General features: G+C 36.8%; 13 protein-coding genes and 1 tRNA gene. 7 read left to right on the top strand and 7 right to left on the bottom strand.

Translation table 11 applies throughout. The annotated features are described in order from the left end of the window. Nucleotides 1–980: 980 nt before the first annotated feature. Together MSBR3_RS02515 and MSBR3_RS02510 are read right to left on the bottom strand one after the other, a co-directional pair. Nucleotides 981–1,065: transfer RNA gene (locus MSBR3_RS02515), tRNA-Ser, on the bottom strand. A gap of 152 nt (nucleotides 1,066–1,217) precedes the next feature. Next, nucleotides 1,218–1,982: a peptidylprolyl isomerase gene (locus MSBR3_RS02510; RefSeq protein ID WP_048106241.1), complete on the bottom strand. Its 765-nt coding sequence runs from the start codon at nucleotides 1,980–1,982 to the stop codon at nucleotides 1,218–1,220. 599 nt (nucleotides 1,983–2,581) lie between these two features. Here MSBR3_RS02510 and nikR point away from each other — a divergent pair. The 4 genes from nikR to MSBR3_RS02490 all read left to right on the top strand — a co-directional run bounded on the left by nikR (nucleotide 2,582) and on the right by MSBR3_RS02490 (nucleotide 6,693). Then, a complete protein-coding gene (gene nikR, locus MSBR3_RS02505; RefSeq protein WP_048106239.1) occupies nucleotides 2,582–3,007 on the top strand; it encodes a nickel-responsive transcriptional regulator NikR in 426 nt (141 codons plus the stop codon). Between the two features lie 669 nt (nucleotides 3,008–3,676). After that, entirely contained in the window at nucleotides 3,677–3,802 is a 126-nt protein-coding gene (locus MSBR3_RS21310) for an N-acetyltransferase (RefSeq protein ID WP_268989108.1), read from the top strand. A gap of 649 nt (nucleotides 3,803–4,451) precedes the next feature. Continuing rightward, nucleotides 4,452–5,021 carry a GNAT family N-acetyltransferase gene (locus tag MSBR3_RS02495; protein WP_048106237.1) on the top strand — a complete coding sequence of 190 codons (570 nt, stop codon included), beginning with the start codon at nucleotides 4,452–4,454 and terminating at the stop codon, nucleotides 5,019–5,021. A gap of 466 nt (nucleotides 5,022–5,487) precedes the next feature. Continuing rightward, on the top strand, nucleotides 5,488–6,693 hold the full coding sequence (locus MSBR3_RS02490) for a calcium/sodium antiporter (protein WP_048106236.1): 1,206 nt from the start codon (nucleotides 5,488–5,490) through the stop codon (nucleotides 6,691–6,693). Nucleotides 6,694–6,817: 124 nt separating this feature from the next. Here MSBR3_RS02490 and MSBR3_RS02485 read toward each other — a convergent pair whose 3' ends face one another. Continuing rightward, complete coding sequence (locus MSBR3_RS02485; RefSeq protein ID WP_048106234.1) at nucleotides 6,818–7,027, bottom strand: hypothetical protein; 210 nt, start codon at nucleotides 7,025–7,027, stop codon at nucleotides 6,818–6,820. Nucleotides 7,028–7,557: 530 nt separating this feature from the next. Here MSBR3_RS02485 and MSBR3_RS02480 point away from each other — a divergent pair. Further along, on the top strand, nucleotides 7,558–8,187 hold the full coding sequence (locus MSBR3_RS02480; RefSeq protein WP_048109913.1) for a MarC family protein: 630 nt from the start codon (nucleotides 7,558–7,560) through the stop codon (nucleotides 8,185–8,187). Nucleotides 8,188–8,626: 439 nt separating this feature from the next. Here the strand turns inward: MSBR3_RS02480 and MSBR3_RS20575 are convergent, their stop codons facing one another. Together MSBR3_RS20575 and MSBR3_RS02475 are read right to left on the bottom strand one after the other, a co-directional pair. Further along, complete coding sequence (locus tag MSBR3_RS20575) at nucleotides 8,627–8,767, bottom strand: hypothetical protein (protein ID WP_196296991.1); 141 nt, start codon at nucleotides 8,765–8,767, stop codon at nucleotides 8,627–8,629. A gap of 672 nt (nucleotides 8,768–9,439) precedes the next feature. After that, a complete protein-coding gene (locus MSBR3_RS02475) occupies nucleotides 9,440–9,925 on the bottom strand; it encodes a nucleoside deaminase (RefSeq protein WP_048106232.1) in 486 nt (161 codons plus the stop codon). A gap of 192 nt (nucleotides 9,926–10,117) precedes the next feature. Here MSBR3_RS02475 and MSBR3_RS02470 point away from each other — a divergent pair, with 192 nt between their 5' ends. Then, nucleotides 10,118–10,387 (top strand): DUF5661 family protein, encoded by a 270-nt coding sequence (locus tag MSBR3_RS02470; RefSeq protein WP_048106231.1) that lies wholly within the window; start codon nucleotides 10,118–10,120, stop codon nucleotides 10,385–10,387. Nucleotides 10,388–10,497: 110 nt separating this feature from the next. Continuing rightward, entirely contained in the window at nucleotides 10,498–11,274 is a 777-nt protein-coding gene (locus MSBR3_RS02465) for a GTPase (RefSeq protein WP_048106229.1), read from the top strand. Nucleotides 11,275–12,017: 743 nt separating this feature from the next. On the opposite strand, the gene MSBR3_RS02460 is transcribed toward MSBR3_RS02465, so the two are convergent. Both MSBR3_RS02460 and MSBR3_RS02455 read right to left on the bottom strand, forming a co-directional pair. Beyond that, entirely contained in the window at nucleotides 12,018–12,860 is an 843-nt protein-coding gene (locus MSBR3_RS02460) for an Mrp/NBP35 family ATP-binding protein (protein WP_196296990.1), read from the bottom strand. Nucleotides 12,861–13,773: 913 nt separating this feature from the next. Further along, nucleotides 13,774–16,434 carry a calcium-transporting P-type ATPase, PMR1-type gene (locus MSBR3_RS02455; RefSeq protein ID WP_048106225.1) on the bottom strand — a complete coding sequence of 887 codons (2,661 nt, stop codon included), beginning with the start codon at nucleotides 16,432–16,434 and terminating at the stop codon, nucleotides 13,774–13,776. Nucleotides 16,435–17,625 lie beyond the last annotated feature (1,191 nt).

Genomic DNA, 17,625 nt, shown 5'->3' with positions numbered 1-17,625 from the left:
CGCTAGTTTGTAATTAATTATTAAGAGTTACGCATTTTCTGACTTTATACTATCCAATCAGGTCATTAAAATATTTTGTTTTTATATAATTTTATAGATTAAACGCAATTGCCATTGATTTTTACAATTATTTTGAATTTTGTTTAAAGTTTATTTAATAATACTTTAAATAAGATGAGATATTACAAGTATTGTCTACATTATAAAATATATAGGTTACACAATAAAAATAAATTCGATTTTATAATAAAAAATTTACATATTTGAAAAAAGGCATGTAAAAAGGTGAATCTCATGAGTATTATCTTCAAACTTTTACTTATCGTTTTTATGACCTGGCTCGTGTTTTTTATTTTATTTAAACTCATAGATATTATTAGATACATAGTAAATCAAAAAAAGTAATATGCTAACACGTTTATGTAAATACACTAATATGTTAATTTTTTAACATAGTATCACATATTCCGCACTATTATGAAAATTAATATTTTTTCCTGGTAGCTATCTATAAATTAATACTGTACTATAATTATATATTTATTATTTCATATTATAGCCAACTATCAAATTAGCTCTAAAAAATCCAGATCTAGTTTGACAATCATTGTTTTATGAAGATCCCACATATGTACTCTTATGTCCAACCCGTTCTATGCTATCTTATTAGCAATCTAATATAAGAAAATAGATATTTCAAATAATAATGAAAAAAGAGAAATTTTAAAATCAAAGTTCTAATTTGAGAGCCTCATAAGATCGATAACTTTCTAGGAGAACTCATCTAACCACCTTTATTTTACAGAAAGTACAGATAGTAAAGCCGTGTAACGTAAATTTGGGATTGGCTCATTAAAACAACTAAATTTATAGTATAGCTCTTGTCTTTCTATAGGAAAGTGCCGCGACTCAAAGACAAAATACAATACAGATTTAAAATAAAAAAGAATATTTTTTTTAATATGTACTAGGAAAATAGGCGCTGAGGGGGAGATTCGAACTCCCGTAGCGCGAGGCGCTACCGGTTTTCAAGACCGGCGCCGTGGTCCGCTGGGCTACCTCAGCAAGTTGAAAGAATTAGTCTTACAGCTTCCGCAAAGGAAACGGTACAGCTTACCATAAGATTCCGGTAAGCGTATACAACAAACCCAATTATGGTATATAAAATTTGCGAAGAGAAAGAACTCTTCGCCTCTATGAACAATTAAAAGCTGATATCAGACTTCCGGCTCTGATGATTCCTCTGTTTCGGATTCAGCCTCAGCTTTAGATTCCTCTTCGGCTTTAGCTTCGGGCTCGGCTGGTATCAGAGTTTCGGATTCGGCTGTAATCTTTTCAATGAACTGGACTTCCTTTAAGTCAGCATACTTGAAAAGTTCGGATGCAACCCTGTTCTTTGCCATGAGCCAGCGCTGGTTGAAAGTGAGACCTGTTGGAATATAAATCTTAGCAACGCCGTCAGCAGTCTCTACTTCCAGATCTCTGAGGCCGGTATAGAGAGCAAGAAGACCTTGAATTTTCTCAACTGCAGTCTCAATTACTTTCTCAATGGTGTACTCATAAGTGACGGTCTTGCCCGCAAGAGGGCTGTTAAAGTCTACAGTGACCCTACGGCCTATAACTCTGCTGATAACTCCTCTTCTACCATCTACCTCAACAGGGAGGCCAGGGTGAACATTTCGGTCTTTTAGTTTCGTGATAGAAATAGTTTCTACAAGTTTGGGATTGCCAGGACCAAAAGCCTTTTCCGGAGGGATTACAACATTTCCGCTGTAACCGACTTCCTTTCCCTCAAGATCTTCATCAAGGCCTTCAATAGTATGACCTGCTCCGACAATAACAATGTCCCCACCATAAAGTCCATGCGGGTTAAAGATATCTTCCTTTTTTGCAAGTTCTTCGTCTGTTGTATCGAAAATTCTACCATCTTCGAACTTACCTGTGTAGTTCAATGTTATGAAATCGCCTTTCTGGATTGCCATAATTTTCAACTCTTTTTTTTGAATAAACTAAATTGATAAGCAAGAAAGTTATTCATTGTCAGCTAATTCAACGTAAATGTGTTTCACGCTATAGAACTCTGCCTTTAATAAGCTTTTTGGGAATCTGCTAGGTTACTGCCGATCTTATGAATACTTATAAAAAATTGCGGTTTTACAAAAAACATACAAGAATCGATACCATTCGACCTTGAAACTTATTTTTAGCAAATAACTGGCATGAAGAATAAGCAGGTAAAACTGTTTTACTTTATACTTACGGTGATCACTAACTTTTGTAGGAGTGCTCTCTTCCTGCAAATTGCCCGGACAAAAGCCGAGGTTCCCGCAGGAAAAGTTCTGTCCTAACACTTTGAGTCTAACCAATTTCTAAGTATAGTTAACTTTCTCGTATTTCATATGTCTTTCGATTACTATTTATGCAACAAAATTACAATAAAATATTAGGATATAGTTCTCGGAACCGCAGTGGAGAATTGGGGATCGACTATTAATTTTTTCTGCCAAGTGTTCTGTTGAGTTTTACAACCGGATGTGTGGAATAGTGCTTAGCAGAGAATTTTTGTTTTCGGGAGGGGTGTATGGAAAGAAAGCTTATGAGAATAGGGGTTTCCCTACCTGGGGAACTTCTGGACAAGTTTGATAAAACTCTTTTAAAGAGAGGGTATTCCTCTCGGTCAGAAGGGATAAGAGATGCCATAAGGACATATAACCAGCACTATGAGTGGATGCAGCAAATCAAGGGCAAAAGAGTTGCAACGATTTCTATTGTATATGATTGCTCAAAAAAAGGAGTAGCTAGCACCCTGGCAAGTATTCAACACGAAAATATGGATCTGATAAATTCTTCAGTGCGCGTCCATGTTGAGCCGAATTCTTGTTTTGAGGTAATAATTCTACAGGGAGAAGGGGAAAAAATAACAGAACTTACTGAAAAAATTTTAAGTTTAAAAGGAGTCAAGCACTCCAGGTTAACAACTGTTCCGGAAGAGAAGATTGAAAAGTGAATATAAAAAAGGACTTTAAAGCCTTCTCATCCTGAAAGATAATTTAAAATTTACTTACTTTAAACTTCAGATCTAAAGTTCCACTTCAAAAACTGTGAGTGTTCCTGAAGACATGGAATCAAAAAACATTCATATATTTGTTCAGAAGCATAAAACTCAATTCATCGGACACAGAATCTAGAAAACAGTTCAGGAGTAAGTTCGTAAATTGCTATATTCGCTTAAAAGTAATTTTCATAGGTCTGACAAAAATTCAGTTTGCGTTAAACGTATATGTAACGAGTCTAGAGAGATTGATAGGATATAATAATTAATCTGTTTATAAGATGGGGTCAGATAGAAAAAGAAAATATTGTGTCCATAGAGGATTCAATGCTTCCTGAAATTATAAGAATCTAGACCGAAGGATTTGGAACAAAAGCCGTAATGGTGTTAAACGATATTCAAAAAGAATGAAAAAGATTTTTTATGTAATAAAAAGTCAGGATCAGGTTGTAAGTTACTGCATATATTATTTAAAGCCTGTTCTATCCCAAAGGATTTTAAGAAAAAATCCGTAACTTATTCAATTTCGACTATAAGAATTTAGAAGAGAACAGTATGGAGAAAAATTATTAAAAAAAAGCGTCAAGAAAATGAGATTAAACGGAATATCTTCTATTTTATTATATGAATACGGAAAACCTTCCTGCCATAAGGTTATACGAAAAAATGGATTTCAAGAAAATTAAAGAAGTAAAAGACATATGCGGTCCAAAAGAGATATGTTATGAAATGGAACCAAGGATTCTTTAATTCTCATGTCTTTTTACCATTTCTTAAATTTTCTCATTCCTTCTCCATCATTATTTCTCTATCATTCTCACTCCTTTTCTATCATTCTCATTTCTTTTATATCATTCTCATTTATCTTATATCATTCTCATTTATTTTCTATCATTCTCACTATTTTTCTATCATTCTATCCCATTTTCTACCATTCTTTATCCTTTTCTATAATTCCCTCTCCTTTTATATAATTCTCTCTCCTTTTCTATAATTCTCACTCATTCTCTATCATTCTCACTCATTCTTTATGCCTACCTCCTTCTATATCATCCTTAAACTCTATCATTCCTTAAGCTCAATAAATCTTACAAACTCTTCTAGAACTTTTTGATACAAGTCCCCAAAATAAGTATTTTAGTACAGTGTGAACTGATTTTATTCAAAAGTTCTTTTTGTAAGGTAATAATCTTGAGTTTTACCTAGCCTTTTTTCCTCAATATGACAATTTGTATTTTTGGTATAAGATAGATTTAAATAAAAACCGAATTTTCTAAGACGCACATGGTTACTTGACTGCTGGGAATTTTATCACAAAAAGTAGGAAGTTTTTAATGGTTTGAAACCGTAAACTTTAGAAAGATAACTTTACCAACAGCCTTACCCAAGAGTGATTTTTATGGGTACTGCAAAACTTCACACCCTCTCAGTTAAATATTTAATGAGTTGTAAAAAACTACTCCAAGATACTACTGGCAATCTGCTGGTTAAAAAATGGAAATCAATAGAAAAAGGAGATATTGTTTCTATAGAAGACTATATGCTTCCTGAAGTTCTTAGAATCCAGACTGAAGGGTTTAAAAACGGAAGCTCGGAAAAACTCATAAAATATTCGAAGAATTCCAGAAATATTTTTTATGTTGTGAAGAGCAAGGATAAAATTGTGGGCTACTGCGTTTACTACCTGAAACCTGCACTTTCCCTCAAAGGCTTTGAGAAAAAATCAGTAATATCCTCAATTGCAACTGACAGAAATTTCAGAGGCAAGGGGTTTGCAGAGAGATTGTTAAGGGGCAGTATTGAAGAGATGAAGGTAAACAGAATATCATCCGTTCTCTTATATGTCAATATAAATAATCTTCCTGCAATACAGTTATACAAAAAGATAGGCTTTCGAAAAGTAAAACAAGTAAAAAATATCTGTGGCCAGAAAGAAAACTGTTATGAGATGGAACTGAGACTTATTTGAAGTACTTTATATTACTTATTTTCTTTTTGATACATTTCCTTATATTACTTCTTTTTTGATATATCTCCTAATTTGGTTGTGAATTAATACATGATTGATGTTTTGCCTTTAAGTGTTTTTCTCAGTTACCTCTTTTCCAAGCTTACCCACTTAAAGGAAATTAAGTGTACATAAAGCAGAAAACGAGAGTTAAATGCGATGCGTGAACACTATCGAAAATATCAACTATTCTTGAATGACTAACCATCGTGTTGTACTTTTAAAAATAACTTTTCTAGAATAATTTCAAATCATTTTCAAATTAATTCTAAACTAATCTCAAATGATTTCAAGTTAACCTCAAGTTAATCTCAAATTAATTTCAAGTTAACCTCAAATTAATCTCGGAGTAATCTCAGAGCAGTAACTTCAGGTCAATTTTATGTTTTAAGATATATTTAAATAAATCTCGGGTTCTCACTTCAATGTGCTTATAATTAATATCTTTATATTTCTTGGCGGGCTCACATTGCTCGTAAAAGGATCAGATCTCTTTGTGCTAACCTCATCCCGGATTGCAAGAAGATTTGGAGTCTCCGAATTTGTAATAGGATTGACTCTTGTGTCAGTGGGCACGTCAGTGCCTGAGCTTGCATCCTCACTAACAGCATCTTTCCAGCAAGCAAGTGGGATAGTTATAGGTAACATACTCGGATCAAACATTGCTAACATAGGCCTGATTGCAAGTACGGCTGCTCTTTTGACAAACGTCCGAACTGAAGAGGTTATGCTGAGAAGGGATGGCTATATAATGCTATTTGCCTCTGTTCTCCTCTTTCTTTTTATGCTTGACTTCAAAATTTCGAGATTGGAAGCATTAATTTTCATTTTACTTTATCTTGCCTATCTTTTATTCCTTCTCGATAAAGTGAAAAGACATAAAGAAGATATATATTTTAAAGATTTTATGATTTATTTTCTCAAGTTTGAGTACCTTTTCGACCTAAAATCGAAAATTAAGCCCCAGGTTCATGAACACGGAAAAGGAAATCAAAGCTCTGGAGACACGAAAAAAAGCACCTGGAAAACTGAAAAAAAGACTCAAAAGGTAAACGAAAATGAGTCAAAGATTGAAACAAGAATTAAAGATGGATCAGTAGCCAAGTTGGAAACCGAACCGAGAACTGAGACTGAACATGAAGAGATTGACGTCGACGTTACAGAAGAAAACCTTCACGATGTCAGCCTTTTAATAGAATTTTTCAAGCTTATAGCAAGCGGGGTTGCAATTATAGTAGGGGCAAAGTACTTTGTCGAACAGGCAATCTTCTTTGCTCTGCTTCTGGAAGTCCCGGAGACGCTCATAGGAATAAGCCTTGTTGCGATTGGGACTTCAGTTCCCGAACTCATGGTAACCATCTCAGCAGCCCGAAGCGATTATGCTGGCATTGCTCTTGGAAATGTCATAGGGTCAAACATTGCAAATATACTTTTGATATTAGGCTGCTCAGGGATTGTTCACCCTATCACGACGACTAACCTTGGTATTTACTATATAGCACCTTTTATGCTGATAATGAGCTCTCTGCTCCTCTTGTTTATACGAACGGGCTGGAGAGTCAAGCGGTTCGAAGGACTTATCCTGCTCCTTCTCTATTTAGGCTTCATGATCCTGATCTTTCGACTGGGATGAAATACTCTTTTAAGTAAGTCCAGGAAATATAGAAATCAAGTATATAAAGGTTTAAGAGTATGGTAGCAAGCACCTGTCTTTACCAGGAGCTGGTGTTAGCGTGTGTACAGAAATAATAAAAAATTTATATATTTTTAAGTCTAATTTCTTCCAATCTGCTTAAAGGTACTAGTTTTCCTTTTGCCTCGTTTTCAAAACTTTTACATACCAGTTCCTTTTCTTCTGCAGTGAGCAGGCTGTCTATATCCACCATATGCTCCTTAATCTCACCAAGTTGCTTTTTGATAAAATTAAGTTCTTCAAACAATTTTTTCTCGGTTTTTTCCCCATTCATAAAATCACAGCCTTAACTATCCATATTTGGGTTCATAATGTTTACTTGACTTAGCTATATTTTTACTTAACTTAGTTATGTTTTATTTGGTTTAGTTGTGTTTACTTGGTTTAGTTATGCTTTACTTGATTTAGTTATGCTTTACTTAGTTTAGTTATGCTTTACTTGGTTTAGTTGTTTTTTACTTGGTTTAGTTATGTTTTGTTTAACTTAATTACGTTTACTTGACCTAACTATATTCTACTTAGAGTTCATTTAAGCTTCAGGAAGTTTTTTGTTTACTCTTTGTTTTGTACTATTTTCCAAACTTACACATATAAACTGCACATTTAATTAATTTTTACTCACAGTAAATAATTTATCAATATAAAATTATATATAAATATAAATTATCAGACCAGACATGTAGTATAAATAAAGGCTTAAAAGAAAGCTTTATAAAATTCTAGAAGTAGATATTATAACAAAGGAAATTATATGTATAAGTGATAACGTATTAAAAGAGCAGGAATAAAAAGATGATAACTGACATGGTGACTGAAAATATAGGGTTTTTTATCTACACATTCACATCTGTTTTTGTTGTTGTCAGCCCAATCAGCGGAGTAGTAACTTTCATTTCCCTGACCAGCAAGATGACACATGATGAAAAAAATCAAATTGCAGAAAAATCAGTCACGCTTGCGTGCGCAATTGCCCTTTTTTTTGCAATTGCAGGAAATATCATACTTGACCTGTTCAGTATTAGTGTTGACTCACTGCGGGTTGCAGGAGGTCTACTGCTTTTCAGCATTGCCTTTGATATGATGCATGCCAAAATTTCAAGAGAAAGCATTACCGAAGAAGAAATTTCTCAGTCCCAGGAACGTGAGGATATCTGGGTATTTCCTATAGGCCTACCTCTTCTTACAGGTCCAGGTGCAATCAGTACGGTAATTGTCCTGATGGGAAGTACAGAAAATATAGAGCAGAAAATAATAATCCTCATATCAATCATATCAACTTTCATTTTCTGCCTGTACATCTTCCTCTTCTCAAGAAGAATCCATAAATTCATAGGATACAATGGAATGCTGGTCTTTACAAGGCTCATGGGACTTCTGCTTGCAGCTCTTGCAGTAAAACTTACATCAACAGGTATAATAAACATATTTAGTTGATTAAAACAAGAAGACAGCACTCAAGAAGTCAGGACAAAGTTTCAGAGTTGCTTTTTATATTTTATTATACGAATTTCTAAGTTCGATCATTAGAACAGTCTGTACTATTTGCACTTGAATATACCTTTTTCAACCAAAGAAAGCAAAATAATAAAATATAAAGTAAAATCTGCCTGGTTATTCCTTAGACAATTGATCTGAACTGATCTTACCGGAAATCATCGATCCCGACAGTTATTGAGAGTTATTTCTGGATGCATGTCTAGTAAAAAAATTAATTATAGGCCGAGTTACATCTTTAGATGACATACTGACAGAAACAACCGAAGATGTACACCCGCATTTTCTACAGTAATAAAACACATTAGAACCAATTACCTGCTTTTTAAGAGGTGTGCCACACCGGATACACCTTATAGAGGATTCAAACATCCAGGTTTCACTCCATGATTATTAATGGTTCGAGTCTTACAGTTTCCTTTCTTGTCCAGTACCCACATACAGGACAATACTGAAATTTTTCGAAGAGATTATCTTCAAGCTTAGAATGGCACTCCGGACAATATTTTAGAAAAGGCATTAAAATTTCTCCCGTTTAAATATTAATAAGATCTAAATCAATCTGCGTTAAATCAATCTGCGTTAAATCAATCTGCAGAAAATCAATCTGCACTAAACCAATATGTAATTTTCAAATACTTCGTTCGATTATTTAGTATAATTTTTCTAGCCCATTTTTAGTAACTGAAAAATCTTTGAGATTCTAACTCCATTTGAAGTAAACGCCCATACATTTCCAATGAAAGCTTTCTTCCCTCCAACAGTGAAACACCCATCAGCCGTGGTTTCTTTAAACCAGCGGATATACTTACTTTTGTTATAGGAGATCTCCCAGAAAAATATCCTTTTAAAATCATTTGCGTAATCTAAAATGTATGTCAATACATTTAAAGGTTAATGCATATTTGGAAAGTTTTCAACTATTGATGGAAAACTTCGTAATGAATATGACCACTGATATAATTATAATCCGATGAAAAAATGAGTTTCTCGTTAAGTAAAAATCGGAAAAAGCTTTCCTGCAGATAAAAGCAGGATACTTAAATTTTAGTAAATAAATAACAACAAATAGTCTTTCGTTTAGAAAAATATTTATAAAAAAACAAATTCAATAGAAACTTACACCTTATATTGTTTACTATTGAACTTTGATTACTTAATTTATTATATAGCTTGAGTACTGTTCTGGCTCTCAGTATTCGGTCTTATTATCGGACTCTTCCCATGCCTTAAAAGCCTTCAAGGCCTCTTCCCTGAGGAGCTGCCGGAATTCTATATTTCTCTCCTTAGGAGGACGTGAGATCTCACTATAAATTTGAGAGTCTGCGAAGCCAATTTTTTGAGCGTCAGATGAAGTATTGGCAAAAACGACTTTACCGATTCTTGCCCAGTAAATTGCTCCAAGGCACATCGGACAGGGCTCGCAGGAAGCATAAATAACACAGCCGCTTAGATCAAAGGTCTTGAGTTTCCTGGCTGCTTCTCTTATTACATTTATTTCCGCATGGGCCGTAGGATCATTAATTGCAGTAACCAGGTTGCAGCTCTCTGCAAGGATTTCCTCTTTTCTGACGATTACTGCCCCAAAAGGGCCTCCTCCTTTCTTCACATTCTCAAGGGAAAGTTCGATTGCCCGTTTCATGAACAAAGTATCATTATCTGACATATTATCTGACATTTTTGCTCTCTCTTATGGTCTTATTTGCTTTTTCTCGAGATTTTTATTCAAAAATGTAGCTCTTCTTTGCGAAGGAAATGTAACTACATAGCCTGGTGTTACAGGAAAATCTTTAAGTACAGATCTATTCAACAATATTAAACGATTATTAAACAATTGTCAAAGATTAAATAATCAATAGGAGTGAGAAATTTGGCAAAAAAGCAATTTACCGCTGAAGAGGCAAAAGCAGTTGGGGAACAGCTTGGAATAAAATGGGACAAGTTTGATGTTGACCAATTCCGCAGAGGCATGGATGTCGAGCTCGAACATGGAACTCAGGATCCCTTGACAAACGTTACTAACGACGATCCCACAATGACAGGGAAAATCGCCCTGGCTCATCTGAACGAATTTCCGGATTACTATGATAGGCTGAAGGAAATGGAAGAAGAAGCTGAGAAATTCTGGGAAAAGAAGTAAACATTGAACTTCGTCATATTCTGGAACCGAATATCATCGTTTCTATATACCTAGAGAGTTTTTTGCCTCACTATATCTTCATATACCAGCTTGTGCCATAGCCAGAGCATATGGCGAGCTATAAAGCCCTTGTAAAAGATGTTATCAAAAAAGCTGATGTCCTTCTTGAAGTAATAGATTCCAGATTTCCTGACGAGACTCGAAATAGCGAAGTTGAACGCGAGATAATCCGCTTGAACAAACCTTTTATCATAGTTATTAACAAATCCGACCTTGTATCAAGAGAAAAACTTGAAAAAACCAAAGCCCGCCTTTCAAGAATTGCACCTGTGATTTTTGTTTCCAGCAAGGACAGGTCAGGAACAACGATGCTGAGGCACCAGATCCTTGCATCGGCCGCTATAAAAGCCGGTATAAAAGGGCAGGATATTCTGGTCGGCACTCTGGGCTATCCCAATGTTGGCAAGTCCTCGGTAATCAACGGCGTTACAGGCCGGCACCGGGCAAGCACGTCTCCCGTATCCGGCCATACGAAAGGTGTTCAGCATGTGGATGCAGGTTCACGCATAATGTTTATAGATACGCCAGGAGTGATTCCTTTTGATGAAAAAGATGAGTATCTTCAAGGCCTGCTCGGAATAAAGGATGAAACCCATCTTAAGGACAAAGTCGGTGTCGCCCTGAAAATAATTGAAAAAATGCTTGCTGAAAATAAAGTGGCTCTTGAGTCCTTTTACAGTATAAAAATCGAAGACGAAACCTCATATGATGCGCTTGAACTAATAGGCAAACAGTGCAATTTCCTTCAAAAGAAAGGCGAGGTGGATGAAACACGGACCGCTACCAGAGTAATCAATGACTGGCAAAACGGGCTGCTTTTAATTTAATTGAGATCTGTACTTTTACAGGCATCTTAAGAGTATCGCAGGATATAAATAATACACTTTCTAAGTCATTACGAATATTATTGAATGTATGAGGGGATGAAACTCTGACAACTGACCAGGAAATTCTTACTAGAATCGAAGGAATTGAAAAGAGAATGGAAAGAATGGAAACTGCAATCGAAAACATTAATACTATTTTGAAAAAAGTCGAGCAAAATACCTATTTCGGGTGCTATATGCCAGAGGAAAAGATAGAGTAAATAGAGATAAATTTTTAGATTTTCCAGATTTTACCTTTTTTCGATTCTCCTCTGTTAATTATTTGGTGTTATTTCGAGGCAACAAAAAAGAGTCAAAAGGTTGTTCTTATCCCACGACGAGACGCGTCTGGAACTGACCGGCTTAGAGAGAAAACTCAAAATATCTCCTGCATTGGGAGATAGATAATAAAACACTGAACTTTTATCAATGGTAGAGCCCATTATGCAATTTTTCCAAAAATTATTTTTTCTTCTTTCAGGTTTGTGTCTTCGCATTCGTTTTTTCGGCACAACCAGCCGCAAAGCGACAGGTGAGAGTCTGGAGTTAAGAAAAAAAATAAATATGCAGTTCCAGAAAAAATACCCATCAGGTTTCAATTATTTTCCCTTTTATGGGCAATACTATAGCTTACAATTTCTCTGCCTATGAAGCCCCTCATAAGCTTTTCTCTCGAAGAAAAAGTTCTGTTTTTTGAGTCCCGCTTATTTTTCCATTAGGATTTTTTCTACTGCAATCACAAAATTTTCAAACTTCTTCTGCCACTCCGTGTCATGTTCAAGCATTTCCTGGACAGTTGTGCCTTTATCTTCCATTTTTGCGACTTTTGGCTCTATCGGAAGCCTGGCGAGAATAGGGATGTTGAAATCTTTTGAAGCTTTTTCCACTCCTCCATTCCTAAACACCTCTATTGGCTTGCCGCAGTGAGGGCAGATCAACCCGTGCATATTGTCAACAATACCTATAATAGGAACATTGAGTTTTTTAGAAAATTCAATCGATTTGCGGACGCTTACGAGAGCTACGTCCTGAGGAGTTGTAACAATTACCGAACCATCAATATTGGGGATAAGCAAAGCCAGGCTCAGAGGTTCGTCTCCTGTACCTGGAGGTAGATCTATAATCAGAAAATCAAGGTCTCCCCAGACGACATCTCCCAGTAACTTTTCAATCATCCCCATTTTTAATGGTCCTCTCCAGATGATAGGAGAATCTTTATCTTCGAGTAGAAAACCTACAGACATTAAAGAAAGATTGGGAAAAACATCAACTGGCATTATACCTTCTTCACTAACTTCTGGGCTCATAGATTCCATACCGAAAATCGTGGGAATGGTCGGGCCATGAATGTCGCAATCAAGAAGTCCCACTCTATACCCATGCAGAGCCAGTCCGATAGCCAGGTTTGCTGCAACTGTGCTTTTCCCCACTCCGCCTTTCCCACTCATTATCAAAATCTTACGCTTAATGTGTCTGAGGTTGACTATTATTTTGGGTTCAGTGGACTTTTTCGATAAGCTTACCAGTGGTTGAACCTGATCTGTCACTTTGATCACCTTTTTAAACTTTTCCTTTTCCCGTTAGTTATCTCCTTAAAGGAAAGTGTTGTCACTAATAAAGAAAAATGTCTTAACTGATAAAGGAAAACACCTCAACTAGTATCATACCTTTAGACATGTAGTTCCAAAACTCAAAGTTATCTATCTGAATTTCGGATTCCGTATAATCAATATATATTCTTACCACAGAGTAGATTGAAATTTTATTGGTTCTTGAAACTTTGTTAATTTTAAAATTTTGTTAATTTGGGTATAGAAAAGAAATAGACATAAATTCATCGGTGTTTATATTCGACACATATCCCTCCCCAGAAATAATAATATTATAGGGAATATAAAAGTAATCCTAGTCTAGCATATTTATCAACAGCTAATACCTGTTTCAGTAAAACATCTTACTAGTTGCTGCTAGGATGTAAAATTACCCTGAAACACTGAGATAACATAACTTATCAATTTCATTTTGCGGTTGACAACTTTGCTCAAACTAAGTTTTTCGGGTTATTCTCTACTTTAACAGAATTTGAAGTGATGAAGTGAACAATCCTATTGCTTCAGCAAGTTCGCTAGCGCAAATTTGATTAAAATCCATTATTATTTCCACTTTTTTCGGCTGCAAGTGTTTTTGTTTACTCTAAATTATAACGGGAAAGCAGAAGAAAAGGATCCGTGGACAAAACCCAAATAAAGCGACGCGGATCAAACGAGCGAACATTTATGATCAAATGAGAGAGCGTTTGTGATCAAATGAGCGAACATTTGTGATCAAACAAGAAAAAACGTTTTTAAATCAAAATAAATTAAAAAAGCCTTAAATTTCTGAAAATCTAAAGAAAAGGAAAAGGGTATGCTTAAAAGCAAACCCTATTTATTGGTCTTACTGAATTTTGTTCTTTTGATTTTACCTGTGGATCCTCCATTCCAGATACTTCACAAACTCCATGGCTATAAGTGTGGTTGAAGCCAGCGGAATTATCATTGCCCAGTCGGAAAGCGAAAGGGGAACAGTCTGAAAGGCGATCTGCATAATAGGCACGTAAATTGCAACAAGCTGCAGAAGTACAGTGCTCAATACTGCATAAATAAGGGACTTGTTGGTAAAGATTCCCAGAGAGAAAACCGAATACCTCTCAGAACGCCAGTTAAAGGCATTGAACATCAGAGAAATAACCACCAGGGTAAAGATCAGAGTCTGGATCTTTGAAAGGGGTACCCCGTTACTGAGAGAGTTATGAAGAACCCAGATAGATTGAACTGCAATCAAAGTCCCTAATCCAAGGCTTGCTATAAGCATTCTCTTAGAGACAAGCCCTTCTTTTGCCTTAGTTGGCTTTTGCTTCATAAGCCCTCTGTCAGGAGCTTCCATGGAAAGCGCCATTGGTGGTAGGCCGTCCGTTATAAGGTTAATCCAGAGGATCTGAACCGCAATGACAGGCAGAGTATGCCAGGCAAGTACTCCTACAAGGACGATGAGAACCAGTCCTATGTGACAGGTAAGGCCGTAGGCAATAAAATTTTTAATATTTTTCAGGATATTTCGGCCCTCTTCGACTGCTGACACGATGGATGCAAAGTTATCATCAGTCAGGATCATGCTTGAGGCTTCCTTACTGACATCCGTGCCTGTAATTCCCATCGCAATGCCCATATCGGCAGCTTTCAGTGCAGGAGCGTCATTTACTCCGTCTCCGGTCATTGCAACTATATACCCCTTTTTCTTGAGAGCTTCAACTACCTTCAGCTTATGCTCTGGATAAACCCTTGCGTAGACCGAAACTTTTTCCACAATCTCATCAAATTCCCTGTCTCCAAGGCCCTCCAGTTCGGTGCCTGTAAGGACAAGGTCTCCTTCCCGAAAAATCCCGAGTTCCCTTGCAATTGCAAAAGCCGTGGTCTTGTGATCGCCTGTAATCATTATGGTTCGAATTCCTGCACTGGTACAGGTGGCAATTCCAACCTTTACTTCTTCCCTTGGAGGATCGCGCATACCCATGAGTCCTGAGAAAACCATATCTTTCTCAGCTTCTTCAGGCAGAATATCTTCCGGAACCTTGCGATAGGCAAACCCCATAACCCTTAGTGTCTTGTTTGCAAGGTCGTTTACGATACCCAGGATTTCCTGTTTTCTTTCAGGAGTTAGCTCTTCCTCATGCCCTTCAAGGAAAATTTTCGTACAGGCGGCAAGGATAACCTCAGGAGCCCCTTTGGCATGCGCATACAGACCATCTTCAGAGGTGTTTAGAGTAGTCATCAGCTTCCTTTCGGAAGAAAAAGGAACTTCGCCTTTACGCTCATGTTTCTCCTCAAGGACGGCTTTCCAGAGACCTCCTTTAGCTGCAGCGACTACAAGAGCACCTTCAGTAGGGTCGCCCATAATATCCCATCTGCCTTCTTCCTCAACCAGACCTGCATCGTTACAGAGAGTTCCCGTAACCAGTAACTTGTGGAGATGTATATCCTTGGAAACAGGACTGTCTCCCCTGAAAAAGTCCCCTGTGGGTTTGTATCCTTCACCTGTAACAGTAAAGAGAGTCCCGTTTGCGTACACCTTCTCAACAATCATCTTGTTCTGGGTAAGTGTTCCGGTTTTGTCGGTACATATGATGTTAGTTGAGCCAAGTGTCTCTACGGACGGCAGTTTTCTTACAAGAGCATGCCTTTTTACCATTCTTCGGACACCAAGAGCGAGCCCGACTGTTACAACCGCAGGTAGAGCTTCCGGAATCGCAGCAACAGCAAGGGCAACTCCCCAGAGAAACATCTCAAAAGGATCAAAACCCTCGATAATTCCGAGTATAGCCACAAAAGCCACAACTATTAAAGTTGCGGTCCCGAGCCAGCGCCCAAACTGGTCAAGTTTCTCCTGAAGAGGAGTTTTATCCCTTTCAATTTCTCCCAGAAGCCCGGCTAGCTTTCCAAAAGCCGTACTCATACCTGTCGCCGTAATAACGGCTTTTCCCCTGCCGTAAGTGACTGAGGTCCCGGTATAAACCATATTTTTCCTGTCAGGCTGCGGGGTTTCAGGAGGAAAAATATTGATACTCTTTTCTACAGGAACAGATTCGCCAGTAAGTGAAGATTCGTCTACTTTCATGGAGAGCGCTTCAAGCAGTCTCGCATCCGCAGGAATCCTGTCTCCTGCTTGCAAAAGCAGAATATCACCTGGGACAAGTAGAGAAGAAGGAACTTTTCCCTCTTTTCCGTCTCTTAAAACCAGAGCTTCGGGACTGGTCAACGATTTCAAAAGTTTTATTGACTCTTCGGCCCTGTACTCCTGAACAAAACCGAGCACACCTGCAAGGACTACAGTAAACAGGATCACAAAAGCGTCAACAAGCTCTCCAAGGAAAGCGGAAACCAATGCTGCTGCAATCAGAATTACAATCAGAAAACTCTTGAACTGTGAAAGAAAAAGTTTTACAACCGAAGTCTTTTCTTCTTCTTTAAGTTCGTTTTTTCCGTATTTATCAAGCCGTTTTTCCGCCTCTCCCGAACTCAGCCCGGCTTCTTCGGACGTGTTCAGGTTATTTAGAACCGCGTCTGCGGCTTCGTCATAATACATTCAGTTTTTCTCCAGTCAATCAAACAAATACTTTGAGTTAAAAGCGCTCATAACTTGCCAGTTCTAAATATAATATTCGAGGTGGTAATTAATATTAATAGAATATAGAACTTGGGATATAAAAAAATTAATGATGCTGCTGCTTCCTTAGAAAAAGTCTTAAAGGTATCTTTAATCCGGATTTAGTAGTAAGGATACTTTTGTCTCCCTTTTTTAACAGGTCAGTATTTCCAGCAATCCACCTGGTTTTGCTTTCAGTTTTTTGTTCCGGACTTCAGTGATGATAGAACAGATTGCTTCAGTAAATGAAAAACAAGAAATTATTAGGTTGTGAACCCCATTGGGAAATATTAACAACTTAATAACAATGGGATATTTAAAAATCTACACCTCAAAAACACTAGTTGTTAGATCTATTCGGCAGTACTAAATATTTTGTAAATTTATTTGTGCATTTCCCGTAGCTTTTTACGTTGAATAGTCAGCTATCAGTTATAAGAGTCCGCGTTCCTATGGATTATGGAATTGGCAAGTTCAGAAGTGACTTTTATAAGAATGGACTGAATAAAATAGAATTGTCGACCCGTTTACAGGCTCATGCAGACTTTTGATAATCAAAACTTCTCCAAAAATCGGACAATAATAATTTGGAAGTCTGTTTATATACCCAAACCTTTCTAGTGTGGTATAAGAAGTTTCCGGATGGTTGTTTGAACAAAGCTGGTGAAGAGTGACAAAACTATACAGTATAAATGCAAAGTCTTTGCTATATAATCTAATGCAAATAGAATAATGGAGTTTTGCGTTAAGTTACCAACACCATTAATTATTGATTAGAAACTATTTTATAAAATATCCAGTACTTGTTCATACTAATTGCGAATAAACTTAAGAGACTCGTAACTTATGTCGGATTCTTTTCTGCCTTCGCGTTTACGATGTGCAGTTTTTCCGATAAGCCTATGGATTTTCCGGTTTAGCCTCTGTTCCTTCAGACCTGTTTTTAGTAGCCTATTCTCTACCAGGGTTTGTGCTCCCAGATCAAAAACTCACCTGTTCCATGGTTGATACTTTTGAGCCAATCCTGGCGGCAAACTGTTGAAAATATCGATGAGATTCAGAAGTTTTAAATGAAAGTTTACGTATTATTTTAAAGACTTACGCGGTTGAACCAAGAAACAATGACGTTAA

It is taken from the genome of Methanosarcina barkeri 3 (assembly GCF_000970305.1).
GTDB lineage: Archaea > Halobacteriota > Methanosarcinia > Methanosarcinales > Methanosarcinaceae > Methanosarcina > Methanosarcina barkeri_A.
This window is presented reverse-complemented; position numbering and strand designations above follow the sequence as displayed.